Source organism: Pseudomonas umsongensis, assembly GCF_012647205.1.
Lineage (GTDB): Bacteria > Pseudomonadota > Gammaproteobacteria > Pseudomonadales > Pseudomonadaceae > Aquipseudomonas > Aquipseudomonas umsongensis.
This window is the reverse complement of record NZ_CP051487.1, coordinates 2136581-2156900: the sequence shown is the minus strand read 5'-3', so window position 1 is coordinate 2156900 and position 20320 is coordinate 2136581. Positions and strand designations below refer to the sequence as shown.

Genomic DNA, 20320 nt, shown 5'->3' with positions numbered 1-20320 from the left:
TGATGGCGCGCGCTTTGGAGTAACCTGCCCCCCTCAGGGAATTCTCCCTCGAAGGGTGGCTGAATATGTCTGTCGTACCCAAGCCACAACAGAACTACCTCCTGGCAGCGCTTCCGGCGTCAGCGCTGGAACGCCTGCTCCCCCACCTGGAGCCTGTCGAACTGTCACTGGGCGAAGTGCTCTATGAGTCCGGTGGCGCCCTTCGGCATGTCTACTTCCCCACTGATGCCATCGTGTCGCTGTTGTACGTGATGGAGAACGGCGCCTCCGCCGAGATTTCGGTGGTCGGCAACGAAGGCCTGATCGGCGTTGCCGTGTTCATGGGCGGCGAAAGCACACCCAGTCGAGCCGTTGTGCAAAGTGCCGGGCAAGCTTTCCGGCTACCCGGCCAGCAACTCAAGGACGAGTTCAACCGCCATGAAGAAATGCTGCTGCTGATGCTGCGCTACACCCAGGCACTGATCACGCAGATGGCCCAGACGGCGGTGTGCAATCGTCACCACGCCATCGACCAGCAGCTGTGCCGCTGGTTGCTGCTGTCGCTCGACCGCCTGCCGGGCAATGAACTGACCATGACCCAGGAACTGATCGCCAACATGCTTGGCGTACGCCGCGAAGGCGTGACCGACTCCGCCGGCAAGCTACAGCGCCTGGGCGTCATCGAATATACTCGGGGACACATCAAGGTCCTGGACAGGGCTCGTCTGGAGGAGCTGAGTTGCGAATGTTACGCCGTGGTCAAGAGAGAAACCGAACGCTTGCTGCCCTACTTTCCGATACGGCGCGACAAACCAAAGGAGTGAAACCCGTGACGGACACCCTCAATCCAGGCAGATTGAAGATGTTAGCGGTTTGTGCCGCGATGCTGGCGGCAGGCCAGTCGCTCGCGCAGGATCACCTAGAATCGATCGTCAGCGACGCCGTGCGCCCCGTCATGCACGCCCAGGGCATTGCCGGCATGGCCGTGGCCGTCACCGTCAACGGCAAACAGCAATATTTCAACTATGGCATAGCGTCAAAAGAGACCGGCAAGCCGGTGACGCAAGACACCCTGTTCGAGATTGGCTCGGTCAGCAAAACCTACACCGCCACCCTCATCGCCTACGCCCAGGCCACCGGCAAACTGGCCTTGACCGATAAGGCCAGCAAGGTGCTGCCGGCTTTGCGCGGCAGCGCGTTCGACCACATCAGTGTGTTGCAGCTAGCCACCTACACCGCCGGCGGGTTGCCCCTGCAATTTCCTGCCGAGGCGGATTCGGCCGATAAGATGCTCGGCTACTACCAGCAATGGAAACCGGTATATCCCGTCGGCAGCCAACGGCTGTATTCGAATCCCAGCATCGGGTTGTCCGGCTACCTCGCCGCCCAGGCCATGGGTCAGCCCTTCGATGACGCCATGGAAAACACCCTGCTGCCCCAACTCGGGCTGAAACACACCTGGACCAAGGTGCCGCAGGAACAGATGACGCGGTATGCCCAGGGCTACGACAAGGCGGACAAACCCGTGCGGGTCGGGCCGGGAGCGCTGGATGCCGAAGCCTACGGGGTGAAAACCAGCGCTGCGGATTTGATTGGTTTTGTTCAGGCCAACCTCAAACCGGCAAGCCTGGACAAACCCTTGCAACAGGCCATCGCCTTGACCCATACCGGTTACTACAGCGTCGGTGATATGACCCAGGGACTGGGGTGGGAGATGTACCGTTACCCGGTCACGCTTGATCGCTTGCTGGCGGGTAATTCGACGGAGATGGCTATGCAGGCGCACCCGGTCCAGTGGCTGAATCCGCCGCAACCGCAGACTGGGAATGTGCTGGTCAACAAGACGGGGTCGACGGGTGGGTTCGGGGCTTACGTTGCGTATGTACCGGCGAAGGGGATGGGGGTTGTGATTCTGGCGAATAAAAATTATCCGAATGCAGAGCGGGTGAAGATTGCTCATCAGATTCTGAGCGCTTTGGCCCTGTAGGAGCTAGCATGTCGAATCGTCGAATCGTCGAATCGTCGCGATGGTCGCGATGGTCGTGAACGATAACGCGTAAAACCAGATGCCCCGCGGCGCCCTCGAGTTTTTCGCGAGCATGCTCGCTCCTACAGAGGATTAGCGCTATTGCGGGGGGGCGATGTTGTCCAGCGCCCGTTTTACCAGTCACTCCCCACCCACTGGAAAACCTGTTTCCAGCGCCACCCAGACTAATCATCCGGCATTTCCGGTGGCTTGGCCGGTTTTGCCGGCTTGGCGTTTTTGGCGGCCTTGGCAGCCCCTTTGGGCGGTGGGGTTTCGGCAACCGGCGGAGGCGTGGGGGCCGCGGCTTCCTTCTCGGTCGCCGGCAAGGCATCGATGGTGGCGAAGATTTTCTTCAGGTCGACCGACTTGGATTCTTCCCCTGAGCTTTCAAGTTTCTTCTCGCCGTCCTTGCCCACCAGGATCACTTTGGGCAAGGCGCCGGCCCCCAGTTTCAGCGCACGGATCAACGCCATGGTGTCCTGTTGGCCGAGGTCCTTGCCGTCCAGTTGGCCGGACATGTTCAGCACGCTGTACACCCTGATGTTGCGGTCAGCGACACCCTGTTTGTTGGCGGGATCTTCCAGCGATTTTTTCAGGTTGACCCAGACGGGGTCGACGGTGCTCGGGGCAATCACGATCAGCGGCCGGGCCCTGCCCTTGTCGATATCCAGAGGTGAATCGCCATCGGCGGCGAACAAGGGGCCGGCAATCGCCAGCAAGGTAGCCAGGGTCAGTGACCTGATGAGCATGCGCATCTCCTTTTGATATCCACGCTCTAATGATTGCGCATCGCGGCGTTCGTTCCGGTGACGCTCGGCAAATGTGTTTCGCCTTGCTCCAAGCTTAGGCGAGGGCGGTCATTGCGCAACAGGCTGGACTAATCTGAAAACATGTCCTGAATCGATGCGAGGGACCGTCATGAGCGCCCGGTTGAACCACACCATTGTCTGGTGCCGCGACAAGCACAGGTCGGCACATTTCCTGGCCGAACTCCTCGGCCTGCCGCCTCCAGAACCTTTCGGGCCGATGCTGATCGTCAGGCTCGACAACCAGGTGTCGCTGGACTTCTACGACAACGATCCACCGATCGCCTCGCAGCATTACGCGTTCCTGCTCGGCGACGACGATTTCGACCGGGCGTTCATTCGCCTGCAGGTAAACGGGCAGCCATGGTGGGCCGATCCAGGCAAGCGGCGGCCAAATGAAATCAATGACCATGGCGGAGGACGGCGGGTGTATTTCGACGACCCGGATGGGCATCTACTGGAGATCTTCACCCGCGAATGAGGCCCCTTCCCTGGCGGCCACTCAACCCTGCATCATGAAGGCGCCTGGCGGAACCCGTTTTCGCAGCTTCTTGCAGCTACCGGCGGGGGGCTGGTGGCCCGGTGGGCGATCAGGAAACCAGATGCGGCATTGACCCGGCGGTGGCCAATGGCCGCGTGGAATTGCGATCTCATCGGACACGGGCCCTGGCTCGGCGGCAGCCACCTGAAATTGTCCTTCTGGCCGTGGCGTGGCAGTCGCCGCAGAGTCGGCCACCCGAGCGAAATTGCCGGCAAGCGGCCCCGTGTTCTCCAAGGCTGGTCCAGCCGCGGCGAGTTCTGCTTCGCGGCGACTTTGCGCCTCCTCCTCGCGTGCCTTCTGCAAGGCGAGCAGGTCCTCCTGGGCCTTGGGTGGGGTCCCCGAAGCCTGGGCCTGCTGCGCCGCCTGGATCAGTTGGAAGTTGCGGTTGCGCAACTGGACATTGCCACCAACCCGCATGTTCGAGCGCATCGCCAGGGTTTCAGCTTGCTGATATTGCCCCTGTTGCAGGCGCAGCACACCGAGGTAATGCAGGGTCGCGGGATTGTTCGGCTGGATATGCAGGGCACGCTCCAGCGTGGCTGCGGCCTGGTCCAACTGGCCATTTTCGTACTGGCGAGAGGCGGTTTCGATCAGGGTGGTGGATGCGCTGTTACTTTGCGCGGGCGCTGTTCGCTCGCCAGCCTGCGAGTAAAGCGACGCGATGGCGCAGCACGCCAGGATGAGGCTCGGCAGAAAACGCTTGGTTGGCATCAGGGGCAGACTCAGCTGATCTCGGACGGCACCGCCATGAAAGCAGGCCACCAGCACTGCTCGGAAACTCCGATACAGGGCCCCTGTTGACCCGATTATCGCCATGAAGTTCCCGAGGCAACGCCCCTTCATGCCGTGTTCGACTCGTCAATCGACCAGTCAAGCCACGGACTTATAAAGATCATTAAAATTTTCAGCTTAAAAAAAATGAACTATACCCAACTGGGCAAGTTTGCCTGCCATGACAGATCGTCAAAACAGACCAGGAGCCACTGGGCATGAATGTTTTGAAAGTTGCTGCAAGCGATGCCGTCCTGAATTGTTTCCATACCTCTCGCCCGATTGTTGCCCTGGATCAGACCGACTTTACCGATGTCGCCGCCGCGGTGCTGACCGTAGACGATGTAATGGGTGGCGCGCTGGATGCCATTCAACGAACAGGCTTCGACATCCCGCTGTTTCTGGTGGTGCCTCGCGGCGGTGCCGGCAATCGGGCACTGGATGTCTACAAGCGCCTGCACGAGGTAATCCTGCTGGTCAACGGTGTGTTCGACCTCTCCAGCTACAACGCCGAGTACTACGGCAACCAACTCGAAACCGCCGCCAAGGCCTACGAAGAAAACTTGTTGCCGCCCTTCTTCGACGCCCTCAAGCACTACACCGAGGCCGCCAATGCGACCTTCGCCTGCCCCGGTCACCAGGGCGGCCAGTTTTTTCGCAAGCACCCCGCCGGCCGCCAGTTCTTCGATTTCTTTGGCGAAACCCTGTTCCGCGCCGACATGTGCAACGCCGACGTCAAGCTCGGCGACCTGCTGATCCACGAAGGCCCGGCCCTGCAGGCGCAGAAGCATGCCGCGACAGTGTTCAACGCGGACAAGACCTACTTCGTGCTCAACGGCACATCGGCGTCGAACAAGGTGGTCACCAACGCCCTGCTGACGCCTGGCGACCTGGTGCTGTTCGATCGCAACAACCATAAATCCAACCACCAGGGCGCATTGATCCAGGCCGGTGCCACGCCGGTCTACCTGGAAACCGCGCGCAACCCCTACGGCTTTATCGGCGGCATCGACGCCCACTGCTTTGAGGAAAACTACCTGCGCGAACTGATCAATGAAGTCGCCCCGGACAAGGCCCGGCTACCGCGACCATTTCGTCTGGCGATCATCCAGTTGGGCACCTATGACGGCACCATCTACAACGCTCGCCAGGTGGTCGACCGCATCGGCAAGTTGTGCGACTACATCCTGTTCGACTCGGCGTGGGTGGGCTACGAACAGTTCATCCCAATGATGAAGGATTGCTCGCCCATGCTGCTCGAACTGGGTGAAGACGACCCGGGTATTTTCGTCACTCAATCGGTGCACAAACAGCAGGCCGGCTTCTCCCAGGCGTCGCAGATCCACAAGAAGGACCGCCACATCAAGGGCCAGCCGCGCTATTGCAATCACGCGCGGTTGAACAACGCGTTCATGGCCCAGGCCTCCACCAGCCCGTTCTACCCGCTGTTCGCCTCGCTGGATGTGAACGCGCGTATCCACGCCGGGCGCAGTGGCTTGCGCCTGTGGGAAGACTGCGTGAAGTTCGGCATCAACGCGCGCAAGTTGATCCTGGAAGCCTGCACCCTGGTGCGCCCGTTCGTGCCGGAAACCATCGACGGGCGCCCATGGCAGGATCACCCCACCGACGCCATCGCCAGCGACCTGCGCTTCTTCGAATTCCATCCCAAGGATCGCTGGCACGCCTTCCCCGGCTATGCCGACAAGCAATACTTCATCGACCCTTGCAAGCTGCTGTTTACCACTCCCGGCATTGACCCGATTGACGGCAGCTACACCGACTTCGGCATTCACGCCGGCATCCTCGCCAACTTCCTGCGCCAGAACGGCATCGTTCCGGAAAAGTGCGACCTCAACTCGATCCTGTTCCTGCTCACGCCCGCCGAAGACTGGGCGAAGATGAGCCATCTGGCCGCGCAACTGGCCCGCTTCGAGCAATTCCTCAGCGATGACGCGCCCATGAGCCGGGTACTGCCGGCCATCTATGCACGCTTTGAAGACCGCTATCGCAACTACACGATTCGCCAGCTCTGCCAGGAAATGCACGATCTCTACCGCAGCCATAACGTGCAGCAATTGCAGAAGGACATGTTCCGCAAGGAGCACTTCCCGAAAAAAGCCATGAACCCGCAACAGGCTCAAATCGAATTCATCCGTGGCAATGTCGAGCTGGTCGCGCTGGCCGATGCCGATGGCCGAGTCGCTGCCGAAGGCGCGCTGCCCTACCCGCCCGGCGTGTTGTGCGTGGTGCCGGGGGAAATCTGGGGGGGTGCGGTCCTGAAGTATTTCCTGGCGCTGGAAGAAGGCATCAACGCTTTGCCCGGGTTCACCCCGGAACTGCAAGGCGTGTATCTGCAAGAGCAAGGTGGCCGTACCCGTGCCTATGGGTATGTGCTCAAGACCTGATCCGCGACACTTGAACAGGGCAAGGAGTGTGCGATGGCTGATTCAAGCAAGAAAATGGGCCTGATGGGGCTCACCACGCTGGTCACGGTCAACATGATGGGTTCAGGCATCATCATGCTTCCCACCAACATGGCCCAACTCGGTGCAGTCTCGCTATTGTCGTGGATTTTCACGGCGATCGGTTCGATGGCCATCGCTTATTGCTTCGCCCAGTGCGGGGTGTTCTGCTCACGTTCCGGCGGGTTGTCCGCCTACACCGAGGAAGCCCATGCGAAGTCGGGGTTCTTCCTCTGCTCGTACCTGTACTTCCTGTCCCTGGCGATTGCCAACGTCGCCGTCGCGATCTCGGCGGTGGGCTACATGAGCGCCTTCCTGCCCTGGCTCAGCGGTGGTGCCATCCCGCTGTTCGTCGGCACGGTCGCGCTGATCTGGATCACCATCATCGCCAACTTCGGCGGCCCGAGCATCACCGGCAAGATCGGTGCTTTCACCGTGTGGGGCGTGATCATTCCGGTGGCGGGCCTGAGTATCATCGGCTGGTTCTGGTTCGACGCCAAACTGTTGGAAGCCGCCTGGAACCCCAACGACCTGGCCATCTCCGAAGCCATCGGCAAGGCCATCCCCCTGACCCTGTGGGCCTTCCTGGGCATGGAGTCGGCAGCCCAGGCCACCGATGCGGTGGAAGACCCCAAGCGCAACGTACCGCTGGCCTGCCTGTTCGGCACCCTGGGCGCCGCCACGGTCTATGTGCTGTCGACCACCGTCATCCAGGGCATCATTCCCAATGCCGAGCTGGCCAATTCCTCGGCACCATTCGCGCTGGTCTACGCCAAGATGTTCAACCCGTTGGTGGGTAACATCGTCATGGCCCTGGCGATCATGGCCTGCGTTGGCTCGCTGCTGGGCTGGCAATTCACCCTGGCACAAACGGCGAAGATGACCGCCGACCAGAACCTGTTCCTGAAGCTGTTCAGCAAGGTCAACGCCAGCAACGCACCGGTGATCGGCATGATCGTCTGCGGCGTGTTGCAGACAGTCATGGCCGTGTCGACCATCTCACCCGATGCCGCTGCGCAGTTCAGCAAACTGGTCAGCCTGGCGGCGGTGACCAACCTGATCCCCTACATAACGGCGCTGACCGGCTTGCTGGTGATCATGCACAAAGCCCAAGTGGGGCCCGCGGTGTACTCGCGCAACCTGGTGGTGCTGCTGGTGGCGGTGGCCTACTCGTTGTACGCCCTGTATGCCTGCGGCAAGGATGCGGTATTTGGCGGCACACTGGTGCTCGCCTTGGGTTACCTGCTCTATGGTTTCCTCGCCAAGCGTTTCGTCGACGTGCCAGCCGCCGTCCAGGCCAGGACCGGCAATGTTTAGGCATCGCAACCAGGATTGCACCGACATTCCTACACGGGGGAACCGGACATGAACGCACCCTTTGCAAAAACCACACGCCTGCTGCTCGCCCTGGTGTTTACCGCGCTGCCCATGGTGGCGGGTGCCAACACCCTGGAGCGCATACGCGCCAGCAACGCCTTTACCCTGGGTTACGTGCCTGATTTGGCGCCCTTCAGCGTTGCGCAGGGCGACAAGGCCAGCGGTTATGCCATCGATCTGTGCCTGAAGATCGCCGACAAGCTCAAGACCGAGCTCAACCTGCCCAACCTGCAAGTACGCTACCAGCCCGTCACCATGGCCGAAGATACCAGCGCGGTGAAACTGGGCAAGGTCGATATCCTCTGTACGCCGACCCCACCGACCCTCGAACGGCGCAAGACCATCAGCTACTCGATTCCGGTCTACACCGCCGGCCTCTCGGTATTGGTGCGCAAGGATGCCGCCGAACCGCTGCTCAACGCGCTCAACGGCAGGGAGGCCAATCCTGGCCCGACCTGGCGAGCGACGATCAACCGTGGCCTGGCCAACCAGACCTACGCCGCCATCGAGGGCGGTGTGACCGAAGACTGGATTCGCGAACGGATGCGCATGCTCGGCGTGATCGCGTCGCTGGTGACCGTGGCCAACATAGAAGAAGGCGCAGGGCTGGTGGCCACACGCAAGGCCGATGCGTTCTTTGCCGAGCGCATGCTTCTGAAAAACCAGGTGGAAAAAGGCGGCGCCAACAAGGACCTGATGGTCCTGGACCGCATCTTCGAGTACGCCCCGGTGGCGATGATCGTCGAACGCGGTGACGAGGACTTCCGCCTGCTGGTGGATATGGCACTGAGCGAGGCCTATCGTTCCGGCGCCATTGAGCAGGCTTACGACAAGTACTTGGGCGGGATCAACGAGACGATGAAAAAGCTGTTCAAGGTGTATGCACTGCCTTGAACTGCATTTTTTTTGTGGGAGCGAGCCTGCTCGCGATGGAGGTCAACGATGACGCGGGAAGCCTGACACCCCACGTTATCGTTGACGTTTTTCGCGAGCATGCTCGCTCCTACATTATTAGAACGATTAGAACGCCAGTTTGTAGCCGATCAGTACCAGCATCGTCGCCAGGCAAGGGCGCAACCATTCATCGGAGATGCGCCCGGTCAGGTGGCTGCCCAGGTAAATCCCCGGCAACGAACCGACCAGCAAGTAACCAAGCACGTGCCAGTCCATATTGCCCATGCTCGCATGGCCAAGGCCGGCGACCAGGGTCAGGGGCACGGCGTGGGCGATTTCCGTGCCGACCAGGCGGCGGGTCGGCAACAACGGATAGAGGATAAACAACGCCACGGTGCCCAGGGCACCCGCGCCGATCGAGGTCAGCGCGACCATGGTGCCCAGCACCAGGCCGGTGATTACGGTCAGGACATTCAGGCGCGAGCCGCTGGGCTTGTAGTTGCCTCCGGCGCGCTTGTGGGCGAAGTCGAGCAGACGCTTCTTGAACAGGATCGCCAGCGCCGTGGCGAACAGGACAAAACCCAAGGCCTGCTTGATGATCGCGTTCATCGCGTCGGGTGCTTCGTTCAGGCTGCTGAGGAACCACAACGTCAACATCACCGCCGGCACGCTGCCGAGGGTCAACCATCCGGTGATCGACCAGTCGATATTGTTGTTCTTCCTGTGGACCAGCACGCCACTGGACTTGGTGATGGCCGCGTACAGCAAATCGGTGCCGACCGCGGTGGCCGGGTTGATGCCGAACCACAGCAGGATGGGCGTCATCAATGAACCGCCACCCACGCCGGTCATGCCGACGATAAAGCCGACCACCAGCCCGGCCACGACCAACCCGATATTCAACAAATCCATTGAGACATCCACAAAAACTGCAGGAAATAACTGGCCCGCAGCATAGCGATATTTCTTATAACCAGTTATATCGATGCGATCTATCTTTATGCCCTGTTGGCATCCCGCCCTGTTTGCATCCTGCATTCCGCCCTGTAGGAGCTGCCGCAGGCTGCGATCTTTTGATCTTCAAAAACAAGATCAAAAGATCGCAGCCTGCGGCAGCTCAGGTGGTCATTCGTCGCGACGCCGAGCGGAACAGTCATTGCACCGGCAGAAAATTCAGGAACAGCAGGCTCTGGGCATAGTTCAAGCCGATCCGCCGATAGCGCTCGTCGAGCATCTGGGTCAAAAGGTCCAGTCGCGCGACGATCTTGCCAAACTCCACGGCGAAACTCAGGTTGCTGCCCTCCTCCGAGATTTCGTTGGAGAACAGCATGGGCTGGCCGTCCTTGGTCTGCCGCTGGCTGAGAATCCAGGTGGCGATTTCAATGTTGCGCGCGGCGTTGCTGACGAACGTCGGGTTGATCGCGTCCGTCATGTAGAACTCCAGGCGATTGCCGTGGGCGGTGACCAGCATGCTGCCAATGGCATAGATGAACGCACCGACGCGATCGCCGAGAAACTCCGGGCTCATGGCAAACCGCAGCGCCGCCAGATCCCTCTTGCCCCCAAGCGTAGGCAACGGCTGCTGCTGCTCAATGGCCATGCGCACCTGTTTGCCCGCGGTCCGGGCATCGAGGAAGCCGGATTTCTTCAACTCCTCGGGGTTGCGCAGGTACAGCTTGCCCATCAGCAGGTAAAGGCTGTCGAGGTTATCGCGCATGGCCAGCGTCGCCATGCGGTCGACACTGGTCTGCAGGAACTCCTGGGGTTTGCCATCGCGTATCTGGGTGAACAGGTCGTTGCCTGGTTGATGACTGCAACCGCTGGCCAGCAACAGCGACAGGCCACCCAGTAGCAGGCCGATTGAGCGAATGATGTGGGGTGAAACTCGAGCCATGGGTGATGAACTTGGCATGGGCCGACGGGGGGATCGCCGTCGGCTGGCAATGGATAGAGCCGCAAGTTGCGCAAAAGTGCGGTGACGAGCGTCGCCAATCGATCACCGGCACCTGTGGGAGCGAGCCTGCTCCGGGCGGCGTTCCGACGATGAACCTGAGAGCGCCGTGGGGGTGTCAGGTTTCCCACGTCATCGTTGACGTCCATCGCGCCGGTGCGACGATTCGACATGCTCGCTCCTACAGCCACCCGGATGGAACCCGAGGGGCTATCCTGATGCCAACAGAAATAATGACCAGAAGGAGCAAAGCATGCGTACCCAGCAATTGGCCGGCACCCGGGTACCGGTCATCGGCCAGGGCACCTGGCAAATGGGCGAGGACCCTGCCCGCCATCAAGAGGAGGTCGCCGCACTGCGCCTGGGCATCGACTTGGGCATGACTCTGATCGACACCGCCGAAATGTATGGCGAAGGCGGTGCCGAACTAGTGGTGGGCGACGCCATCGCCGGCCAGCGCGACCAGGTCTTCCTCGTCAGCAAGGTCTACCCGCACAACGCCAGCCGCCAGGGCATTCCCCAGGCGTGCGAGCGCAGCCTGCGACGGCTGAAGACCGATACCATCGACCTGTACCTGTTGCACTGGCGCGGCCAGTATCCCCTGGAAGAAACGGTAGAAGCCTTCGAACGCCTGCGTGAAGCCGGCAAGATAGGCCGTTGGGGCGTGTCCAACTTTGATCTCGACGACCTGCAAGAGCTCTCGACAGAGGGCTGTGCCACCAATCAAGTGCTCTACAACCTGGAGGAACGTGGCATAGAATTTGATCTATTGCCCTGGTGCAAGGAGCAACGCATGCCGGTCATGGCTTACTGTCCGATCGGCCAGGCAGGGAAAATGCTGGCCAATGCTACGCTCAAACAAGTAGCTGCCCGCCACGACGCCACGCCTGCCCAGGTTTCCCTGGCCTGGCTGCTGCGCCAGGACGGCGTGATCGCCATCCCCAAGGCCGTCCGCCCCGAACACGTGCGGCTCAATGCGCAAGCGGCGCAGTTGAAGCTGGAGGCTGGGGATCTGGAGGCGCTGGACCAAGCGTTTCAGGCGCCCAAACGCAAGCAGCGGTTGGCCATGGTCTAAGCCATCGCGGTGTCAGAGGGCTTCGACATGAGAAGCACCGATCAACCGGACGCCTTTAACCTGCAACGCTTCGTCCAGGCGCAGAACCCGGTGTTCGACCGGGTCCAGGCCGAACTCGAAGCCGGCCACAAGCGCAGTCACTGGATGTGGTTCGTTTTCCCGCAGTTCGCCGGGTTGGGTGACAGCGAAATGTCCCGGCGCTTCGCGATCCGTTCCCGGGAAGAAGCGCAGGCCTACCTTGAACACCCGCTGCTGGGTGTCCGGCTGCGCACGTGTACCCAACAGGTGCTGAACATCCAGCAGCGCTCGGTGGCAGCGATATTCGGCCACCCCGACGACCTGAAATTTCGCTCCTCGATGACCTTGTTCGCCCAGGTCGCGGACGACGACAGTCTCTTTCATCAAGCCTTGAACCAATACTTTCACGGCATTCTGGATGACTGGACCCTGTCGCTGATGGACTCAAAACAAGCCCAGTTGCCCCCCCACCAGGGTTGAGAAATCGTCATCGACAAACGGCAGGATAGCGTCTGCCACCGGTTGCAGTTGCCGGGTGATGTAGTGGTCGTAGTCGATGGGGGCACTGCGGATCTCCAGCGGCTCGGGGCCGGCGACAGTGATGACGTAGCTGATCCAGCCGCCATTCTGGTACTGCCGCGGGCGGCCCTGGCGATCGTTGTAATCGTCGGCAATCCGCGCCGCCCGTACATGGGGCGGGACGTTGCGCTGGTAGTCGTCCAGCGTGCGGCGCAGGCGCTTGCGGTAGATCAGGCGGTCGTCGAACTCACCGGCCAGGGTCTTGCGCACATACTCGCGCACGTAGTCCTGATAGGGTTTGCGGTGGAAGATCAGTGAATACAGCTCCTGCTGGAATTGCCTGGCCAGCAGCGACCAGTCGGTGCGCACGGTTTCCAGGCCCTTGTAGACCATTTCGTCGCTGCCATTGGCGCGCGTGACCAATCCGGCGTATCGCTTCTTGCTGCCCTCCTCCGCGCCGCGAATGGTCGGCATCAGGAAGCGTTTGTAGTGGGTTTCGAATTGCAGCTCCAGCACGCTCTCCAGGCCGTACTCTTCACGCACGTGCTCACGCCACCACTGGTTGACGTGGTCGACCAGCGCGCGGCCGATCTGCGCGGCCTCCTGCTGGCCGTGGGCGCGGCGCAGCCAGACGAAGGTCGAGTCGGTGTCGCCGTAGATCACCGTATGACCCTGGTCTTCGATCAGCTTTCGGGTGCGCAGCATGATCTCGTGGCCACGCAAGGTAATCGATGACGCCAGGCGCGTGTCGAAGAAGCGGCAGCCACTGGAACCGAGCACGCCGTAGAACGCGTTCATGATGATCTTCAGCGCCTGGGACAGCGGCGCATTGTGCTCACGCTTGGCGGTTTCCCGGCCTTCGGCGACCCGGGCGACAATGGCGGGCAGGCAATGCCGGGTGCGGGAAAACCGCGCCCCGCGAAAACCCGGTACCGAGTCCACGTCATCGGGGTGCTTGAGCCCTTCGATCAAGCCCACCGGGTCGATGAGGAAGGTGCGGATGATCGACGGATAGAGGCTCTTGTAGTCGAACACCAGCACCGACTCGTACAACCCCGGTCGCGAGTCCATGACAAATCCGCCAGGGCTCGCTTGTGCCGGCTTGCTGCCCAGGTTTGGCGCAACGAAGCCCTGGCGATGCATCAACGGCATGTAGAGGTGGGTGAACGCCGCCACCGATCCGCCCATGCGATCGGCCGGCAACCCGGTGACACTGGCCCGCTCCAGCAGGAACTTGAGCAGCTCGGTCTTGGCGAAAATCCGCGTGACCAGCTCGCAGTCCTTGAGGTTGTACTTGGCCAGCGCCGGCTTGTCCTCGGCGAACATGCGGTTGATTTCATCCATGCGCTGGTACGGGTTATCAATCGACTTGCCTTCGCCCAGCAGGGTTTGCGCGACGTTTTCCAGGCTGAACGATGGGAAGCTCCAGGTCGCCGAGCGCAGGGACTCGATGCCGTCGATGATCAGCCGGCCGGCGGCGGATGCAAAGTAATGATTGCCGCTGCCGTGTTCGCGCCATTGCATTTCCTCGCCGCCTCGCCCCAGTTTCAGCGGCACGGCCAGGCGTCGGGCGTGTTCATGCAAGACCCGCAGGTCGAACTGCACGACGTTCCAGCCAATGATCGCGTCAGGGTCGTGGCGGGCAAACCATTCATTGAGTTTCTTCAGCAGCAGGGTTCGCGATTCGCAGTATTCGAGCTTGAAATCCACCGCGCCGTGGTCGCCATTGGGCGGGCCGAGCATATACACCTGACGCTCGCCGCAACCTTCAAGAGCAATGGAATACAACTCGGCCTGGGCGGTGGTTTCAATGTCCAGGGACACCAGTTTCAGGCTGGGACGGTAGTCGGGATCGGGTTTCATCTGCGCCTCGAGCAGCAGGCCATCGCCCCCCGGCGTGCCGCCAAAGCGAACTGGCGCGGTGATGAACCGCTCCATCATGTAGCGCTCCGGCGGGCGCACATCGGCCTCGTACACCTCGACGCCCGCCCTGCGCAGTGCGGTTTCCAGGCGCATCAGTTGCCCGTGCTGCTGGCAATACAGGCCGAGCACCGGGCGATGTTCAAAGTCCTGCAGGGCCAGGGGCTTGAGCTCGACGTTTTTTTCGTCGCGCAACAGCGCCTCGGCCTGCTCGCGCTGATCGGCCGGGATAAACGCCACCGACGGCTGATGCGGCAGGCGGATGCGCCGGGGACCGCTATCGGTCGCCAGCCAGAACTCGACTTCGGTGCCCGCCGGCGTGTCGCGCCAATGCCGGGTCAGGACGAAGCCCTGGGGTAAATCCACCACTGCAGACCTCGGGTTTTGTTCAAGCGAGTAATTCTACGCGTCATCCACACCTGTAGGAGCTGCCGCAGGCTGCGATCTTTTGATTTTGATTTACAGGAGCAAGATCAAAAGATCGCAGCCTGCGGCAGCTCCTACAAAGGCTGCGATTTTTTCGGGTTCGGAAAAAATCCGCCGAATGACGTTTTTTGTGTGCTATCTGCCGCTTTTGCCCTTGCCCTGAACGCCTGGGTCTACGATTCTTCAAGGACAACGACAACACCCGGAAAACCGCCATGAAAACCGTCGCGCAACTGCTCAAGTTGAAAGATCAGAAGAACCAGGAAGTGCACCAGATCAAACCTGATCACATGGTGCTCGAAGCGCTGATGAAGATGGCCGAAAAAAACGTCGGTGCCTTGCTGGTGGTGGAGAATGACGAGGTACTGGGCATCATCAGTGAACGCGACTACGCGCGCAAACTGGTGCTGCATGGCCGCTCCTCTGTGGGCACGCCGGTACGCGACATCATGGTATCGCCCGTCATCACCGTGGACACCCATCAAACCGTCGACACCTGCCTGGGCATCATGTCCGACAGACGCTTGCGTCACCTGCCGGTGGTGGAAAACGGCAAGTTGATCGGCCTGCTGTCGATCGGCGACCTGGTCAAGGAAGCCATCGCCGAACAGGCCGAGTTGATTCGCCAGCTGGAGCAGTACATTCGCGGCGAATAGTACGGGTACACTGCAAATCCCCCCACATTATTAATTTGTGGTGATCAGGCAGGCCAATGCCTGGCAAAGACCGGCGCCAATATCGGATGCCGGTCAATGCGTTCCAGCCAGGCGGAAAAGCCCGGCCGGGTTCGGCGCAAATGCTCGCGGCTGCCGCCCCAGCGTGTGACCACGGCCGCCAGCACATCCAGCGCGCCCGGAGCCTCTTCACCCAGGTACAGCTCAGCGGAAAACTGGTCGGCAAACACTTCCCAGCTCCAATGCAAGCGCTGCCGGGTACCGGCCATGAGGTTTTGCCGCGAGGCTTCATCAGCATTGGCCAGCCAGCGTTCCGGGTAATCGATGATGCCGATGGCCGCATAACAATTGCTGACGATGAACGCCAGGCCCCGAATGGCTTGGTCACGCTCGGCAGGGTCAGCCGGCAACAGGTTCGACTCGGGAAATGTCAGCCCGAGATGAATCAGGATCGCCGCGCTCTCCGTGAGGACACTGCCGTCGGGCAGTTGCAGCGTCGGAATCTGCTTGAGCGGATTGAGCTTCTCCAGTGCCTGGGCCGCCTGCGGGGACGTTTCGACATCAATGAAGCGATAGGCGATCTCACACAGCTCCAGGGCGGCCTCGATCGCAGCCGCGCCCGAGTTCTGGTGTCCGTAGAGTTGATACATACATACCTCCTGGTTGGCCGCGATCAGCACCAGCTATCCAGTGTAGAAGGCGCCATCGACCACGACCCGAGCGTCCGACGACTGCACCATCACGCCCACGAACGGTACCGCACCGCCCCTATCAATAGCGTCGATGTTCACCATCACGTCAATGAAGTTCTCTAAAAAAATCCACGGCGTAACATCAGCTCCATACCAAACAACTACACCCCGGAGCACACGATCATGAAACGCCAAACTCTCCTCAGCATTGCTTTCTCGGTTTTCGCAGTTAACGCTTTTGCCGCTACCTCTGTTCAGCCTGTCGTGGCTGAAGGTGGCTCGGATCGTCTGATTGAAAGCCGGGTGGCCGAGGGTGGTTCGGATCGCTTGATCGAGAATCGCGTGGCTGCCGATGGTTCGGATCGCCTGCAAGGCAACACCGTCGCCGCCGATGGCTCCGACCGCCTGCAAGGCAACACCGTCGCCGCCGATGGTTCCGACCGCCTGCAAGGCAACACCGTCGCCGCCGATGGCTCCGACCGCCTGCAAGGCAACACCGTCGCCGCCGATGGCTCCGACCGCCTGCAAGGCAACACCGTCGCCGCCGATGGCTCCGACCGCCTGCAAGGCAACACCGTCGCCGCCGATGGCTCCGACCGTCTGCAAGGCAACACCGTCGCCTGACCCCTTCGCTTCACCGCACCCACAAAAAGCCCGGCCTGATCAGCCGGGCTTTTTCATGCCTGTTAAAACTCGAAAGTCATACAGCGTGTGGACGTTCGCCAATATCTTCAGCCTGCCCGCGCCATGCAGCGCTTGTAACGCTCATCGACGCGCTTGGCAAACCAGGCAGTGGTGAGCTTGCGGGTGATTTTCGGGCTTTGCAGCACGATGCCCGGCAGTACCGCGCGCGGCAGGGAACGACCTTCGGCCTGTTCAGCCAAGGCGAAAACCCGCTGATAGAGCTCGCTGTCCTCGAACGCCAGCGTGTTGCCCTCCTCCAGTTGATCCCTGATCGTCGGATTGCGCATGCCCAACTGCTTGCCCAAGGTGCGCACCGCCAGCTCCGTGGTGCCAGGCATGATCGAACCGTAGCGGACCAGGTCGCCATCCAGCGCGAGCGGGATGCCCGAGGCCCGGCTCACGGCGTTCTGGAAGCCAGCATTGCGACTGGCGTACCAACCGGCATTGAAATCGGCGAAGCGGTACAACGGCTGCTTGTAGCTCGCCGGATAACCGAGCAGATGCGCGATGCCGAAGTACATGCCGCCGCGGCGGGTAAAAACTTCACGCCGTATCGAGCCTTCCACCGGATACGGATAGCTTTTGGCCTGCTGTTCGGCAAAGTCGATGCTGACCTGCATCGGCCCGCCGGTGTGCACCGGGTTGAAGCCTGCGAACAGGGTCTTGCCCATGGGCACCATGCCAATGAAGTCATCGAAAATCGCGCTCAGTTCCTTTTCGCTGCGGGCGGCGTTCAGCCGGTCGCTGTAGGTTTTGCCGTTGGGCGAACTCACCCGAAGTGCACCGCTGACCAACAGTTGCGGGATATGCGCCTTGGCCGCCCGGCGATCGATCTCATCCCGGGCGATCTTGCCCAGCCCCGGCACACCGGGATCCACCTGGAAAGTCGACTCCTGCTCGGTGACCGCCAGCACCGAACAGAGGTTTTGCGTGGTCGGTGCGATGTTCTGCGCAGCAAACGCGGCGTAGATGTCCGTGGCCCACCCTTGGCGATCGACGGTTTTGGCCGGCAGCAAGCGCACGATTTGCGCCTTGACCTCGGCGGGCTTGCGCGCCGCGGTTTCCTGGGGTCGCTGACTGCTGCAACCGGCCACCACCAGTAACGCGGTGATGCTCATGATCAATCGATGGGCTTGCATGTTGCTCCAGGGCGTTCGTTGAACCGGGTTAACCATACGATCAATGCATGGCGCAGGCTATGACCGTGGCGCGAACCCGGCTGTTCCTCAGGTGCCGATGAAAAACGCTGGCCGCTGCGCAAGGCTGGACCATACTTGCAGCACACGGCAAGAGGACGGGGTCATGCAGCGTAGCGATGTGTTGATCATCGGCGCCGGCCCGACGGGGTTGGTGCTGGCGCTATGGCTGAGCAAACTGGGGGTTCGCGTGCGGATCGTCGACAAGACTTCTGCACCGGGCACCACTTCACGGGCACTGGCGGTGCAGGCGCGCACGCTGGAGCTGTATCGCCAGCTGGACCTGGCCGACGCCATCGTACGCGACGGTCATCAGGTCGCGGCCGCCAATTTCTGGGTAAAAGGCCAGCCCGTGGCGCGCCTGCCGTTGAACCGCGTCGGTGAAGGCCTGACGCCCTACGCCTTCCTCGAAATATTCCCGCAGGACGAACACGAACGGCTGCTGATCGATCGCCTGCAAACCTTCGGCATCACGGTGGAACGCAACACCGAGCTCGAAGGTTTCGAGCAAACCGATGACGGCATCAGCGCCACGCTGCGCTTGCCCGACGGCCAACAGGAAACCTGCCAGGCCTGCTACCTGGCCGGTTGCGACGGCGCCCGTTCGATCGTTCGCAAGACCCTGGACACCGGTTTTCCAGGCGGCACCTACCAGCAGGTTTTCTACGTCGCCGACGTGCACGCCAGCGGCCCGGCGTTCAATGGCGAACTGCATGTGGACCTGGATGAGGCGGATTTCCTCGCGGTATTCCCACTGGCTGGCAGCGGCCGGGCACGCTTGATCGGCACCGTGCGCGACGAACGCGCCGAACAGGCGCAAACCCTGCAATTTGACGACGTGAGCAGTCGGGCCATCGAGCATATGCAGGTCAAGGTCGAACAACTGAACTGGTTCTCGACCTACCGCGTGCATCATCGGGTGGCGGATCACTTTCGCAGCGCACGCGCCTACCTGTTGGGCGATGCCGCCCACGTGCACAGCCCCGCGGGAGGCCAGGGCATGAACACCGGGATTGGCGATGCCATCAACCTGGCCTGGAAACTCGCGGCGGTACTGAGCGGCGGCGCCGAGGCGAAATTACTCGACACCTACGAAACCGAACGCATCGCCTTCGCCCGCAAACTGGTGGCCACCACCGACCGGGTGTTCACGTTCGTCACCGCCGAGGGGCCCATGGCGGATGTGTTGCGCACGCGGCTGGCGCCCTTGCTGATTCCGAAAATGGCCTCGTTCGAAACCACCCGCGAATTCCTGTTCCGCACCGTGTCGCAAATCACCCTGAACTATCGCGCCATGCCCTTGAGCACAGGCGTTGCCGGGCAGGTGCATGGTGGCGACCGCCTGCCTTGGGCGCACGACGGTGAAGGTGACAATTTTGAATCGCTCAAATGCCCGACCTGGCAGGTGCATGTGTATGGCGACACCAGCGACGAGATGATCGCCTGGTGCCACGAGCACCATCTGCCGCTGCATGTGTTCAGCTGGCGCCCGGCATTCGAAACGGCCGGCCTTGGGCGCAACGGGTTCTACCTGCTACGGCCGGATACATACGTGGCGATTGCCGAAACCTGTTCGGACCCGAAGGTGATCGAACGGTATTTTCGCGACCGCGGGATCCGACCGTACTTTGGTGCGCCCTGATTTTAGGTTGGGGTATTTGGATTGGGTGTATATCCGTTGCTGCGGTAACGGCCACCTAGGGTTTCGCCCTTACGGCGAGTCACTTGGAAAAACGGAACGCCGCCCGGCCCTAAGTAACCAAGGGCTCTTGCCCCTGGCGTTCGGCCCCTCGCTGGGGCTCGGGGAACCCTCGCTCCGGCCTCTCGATGGGGCAAGAAAATCAAAAGCCAGATCAAGATCAAAAGCCAAAGCGAGGCGGCCTTAAAGCCGACCTGATCGGGAGCCGTGCGCATTGATCGTTCCCACGCTCTGCGTGGGAATGCCGCCAGGGACGCTCCGCGTTCCACTGACGACGCAAGGCTTGAGTCCTGCGCACATGTGACGCGGAGCGTCACAGGATGCATTCCCACGCAGAGCGTGGGAACGATCATTGGCGGTAACCGGAAAAGTCAGGTCTGCTTTAAGGCCGCCTCGCTTTTGATTTTGATCTGGATGCCCCGTTAACCACGCAGGCATTGCGCAGTGGGTAAACCGGCAGGACGCCGGTTTAGCCGCGCTGGGCCAGGGACGGCCCATCGCGGCGACCCACGGAGCAATGCCTTCGTTCTGGCATGGCGAGCCTAAGCGAGGCACCGAGTGGTGGGGCAAAGCCTTTTGCTTACTTTTTGGCGTTTGAAAAAGTGAGTCG

General features: G+C 61.2%; 18 protein-coding genes. 11 read left to right on the top strand and 7 right to left on the bottom strand.

From position 1 onward, the window contains the following. The first annotated feature begins 65 nt into the window (after nt 1-65). Both HGP31_RS09745 and ampC read left to right on the top strand, forming a co-directional pair. Complete coding sequence (locus tag HGP31_RS09745) at nt 66-803, top strand: Crp/Fnr family transcriptional regulator (RefSeq protein ID WP_168757565.1); 738 nt, start codon at nt 66-68, stop codon at nt 801-803. A 38-nt stretch (nt 804-841) separates the two neighbouring features. Continuing rightward, nucleotides 842-1966: a class C beta-lactamase gene (ampC, locus tag HGP31_RS09740; protein ID WP_168759149.1), complete on the top strand. Its 1125-nt coding sequence runs from the start codon at nt 842-844 to the stop codon at nt 1964-1966. A 224-nt stretch (nt 1967-2190) separates the two neighbouring features. On the opposite strand, the gene HGP31_RS09735 is transcribed toward ampC, so the two are convergent. After that, nucleotides 2191-2754: a DUF4174 domain-containing protein gene (locus tag HGP31_RS09735; protein ID WP_020798141.1), complete on the bottom strand. Its 564-nt coding sequence runs from the start codon at nt 2752-2754 to the stop codon at nt 2191-2193. 169 nt (nt 2755-2923) lie between these two features. On the opposite strand from HGP31_RS09735, the gene HGP31_RS09730 reads away from it, so the two are divergent. Further along, nucleotides 2924-3292, top strand: coding sequence for a VOC family protein (locus HGP31_RS09730; RefSeq protein WP_168757564.1), 369 nt, complete (start codon nt 2924-2926; stop codon nt 3290-3292). Nucleotides 3293-3313: 21 nt separating this feature from the next. Here HGP31_RS09730 and HGP31_RS09725 read toward each other — a convergent pair whose 3' ends face one another. Continuing rightward, nucleotides 3314-4063, bottom strand: coding sequence for a tetratricopeptide repeat protein (locus HGP31_RS09725; protein WP_168757563.1), 750 nt, complete (start codon nt 4061-4063; stop codon nt 3314-3316). Between the two features lie 278 nt (nt 4064-4341). On the opposite strand from HGP31_RS09725, the gene speF reads away from it, so the two are divergent. The 3 genes from speF to HGP31_RS09710 are packed head-to-tail and all read left to right on the top strand — an operon-like array spanning nt 4342 to nt 8856. Next, nucleotides 4342-6528 carry an ornithine decarboxylase SpeF gene (gene speF / locus HGP31_RS09720; RefSeq protein WP_168757562.1) on the top strand — a complete coding sequence of 729 codons (2187 nt, stop codon included), beginning with the start codon at nt 4342-4344 and terminating at the stop codon, nt 6526-6528. A gap of 33 nt (nt 6529-6561) precedes the next feature. Further along, nucleotides 6562-7902, top strand: coding sequence for a putrescine-ornithine antiporter (gene potE, locus HGP31_RS09715; RefSeq protein ID WP_168757561.1), 1341 nt, complete (start codon nt 6562-6564; stop codon nt 7900-7902). Between the two features lie 48 nt (nt 7903-7950). Next, entirely contained in the window at nt 7951-8856 is a 906-nt protein-coding gene (locus HGP31_RS09710; RefSeq protein ID WP_168757560.1) for an amino acid ABC transporter substrate-binding protein, read from the top strand. Between the two features lie 126 nt (nt 8857-8982). Here HGP31_RS09710 and HGP31_RS09705 read toward each other — a convergent pair whose 3' ends face one another. Together HGP31_RS09705 and HGP31_RS09700 are read right to left on the bottom strand one after the other, a co-directional pair. Further along, a complete protein-coding gene (locus tag HGP31_RS09705; RefSeq protein ID WP_033041934.1) occupies nt 8983-9768 on the bottom strand; it encodes a sulfite exporter TauE/SafE family protein in 786 nt (261 codons plus the stop codon). Between the two features lie 241 nt (nt 9769-10009). Further along, nucleotides 10010-10750, bottom strand: coding sequence for a hypothetical protein (locus HGP31_RS09700; RefSeq protein ID WP_168757559.1), 741 nt, complete (start codon nt 10748-10750; stop codon nt 10010-10012). A 310-nt stretch (nt 10751-11060) separates the two neighbouring features. On the opposite strand from HGP31_RS09700, the gene HGP31_RS09695 reads away from it, so the two are divergent. Further along, nucleotides 11061-11882 (top strand): aldo/keto reductase, encoded by an 822-nt coding sequence (locus HGP31_RS09695; RefSeq protein WP_168757558.1) that lies wholly within the window; start codon nt 11061-11063, stop codon nt 11880-11882. 27 nt (nt 11883-11909) lie between these two features. After that, nucleotides 11910-12380: a DUF1810 domain-containing protein gene (locus HGP31_RS09690; protein ID WP_151141253.1), complete on the top strand. Its 471-nt coding sequence runs from the start codon at nt 11910-11912 to the stop codon at nt 12378-12380. On the opposite strand, the gene HGP31_RS09685 is transcribed toward HGP31_RS09690, so the two are convergent. After that, nucleotides 12345-14705, bottom strand: a complete 2361-nt coding sequence (locus HGP31_RS09685; RefSeq protein ID WP_168757557.1) for a DNA polymerase II — start codon at nt 14703-14705, stop codon at nt 12345-12347. The two genes, HGP31_RS09690 and HGP31_RS09685, sit on opposite strands and share 36 nt — an antisense overlap. A gap of 275 nt (nt 14706-14980) precedes the next feature. Here HGP31_RS09685 and HGP31_RS09680 point away from each other — a divergent pair, with 275 nt between their 5' ends. Then, entirely contained in the window at nt 14981-15421 is a 441-nt protein-coding gene (locus tag HGP31_RS09680) for a CBS domain-containing protein (protein WP_007944798.1), read from the top strand. A gap of 44 nt (nt 15422-15465) precedes the next feature. Here the strand turns inward: HGP31_RS09680 and HGP31_RS09675 are convergent, their stop codons facing one another. Then, nucleotides 15466-16089: a glutathione S-transferase N-terminal domain-containing protein gene (locus HGP31_RS09675; RefSeq protein WP_033042476.1), complete on the bottom strand. Its 624-nt coding sequence runs from the start codon at nt 16087-16089 to the stop codon at nt 15466-15468. Between the two features lie 225 nt (nt 16090-16314). Between HGP31_RS09675 and HGP31_RS09670 the strand changes: the two genes are divergently transcribed. After that, nucleotides 16315-16755, top strand: a complete 441-nt coding sequence (locus tag HGP31_RS09670) for a hypothetical protein (RefSeq protein ID WP_168757556.1) — start codon at nt 16315-16317, stop codon at nt 16753-16755. Nucleotides 16756-16862: 107 nt separating this feature from the next. On the opposite strand, the gene HGP31_RS09665 is transcribed toward HGP31_RS09670, so the two are convergent. After that, complete coding sequence (locus HGP31_RS09665) at nt 16863-17954, bottom strand: DUF1615 domain-containing protein (RefSeq protein WP_020799598.1); 1092 nt, start codon at nt 17952-17954, stop codon at nt 16863-16865. Between the two features lie 43 nt (nt 17955-17997). Here HGP31_RS09665 and HGP31_RS09660 point away from each other — a divergent pair, with 43 nt between their 5' ends. Then, complete coding sequence (locus tag HGP31_RS09660) at nt 17998-19653, top strand: FAD-dependent oxidoreductase (protein WP_338106381.1); 1656 nt, start codon at nt 17998-18000, stop codon at nt 19651-19653. Nucleotides 19654-20320: the final 667 nt, after the last annotated feature.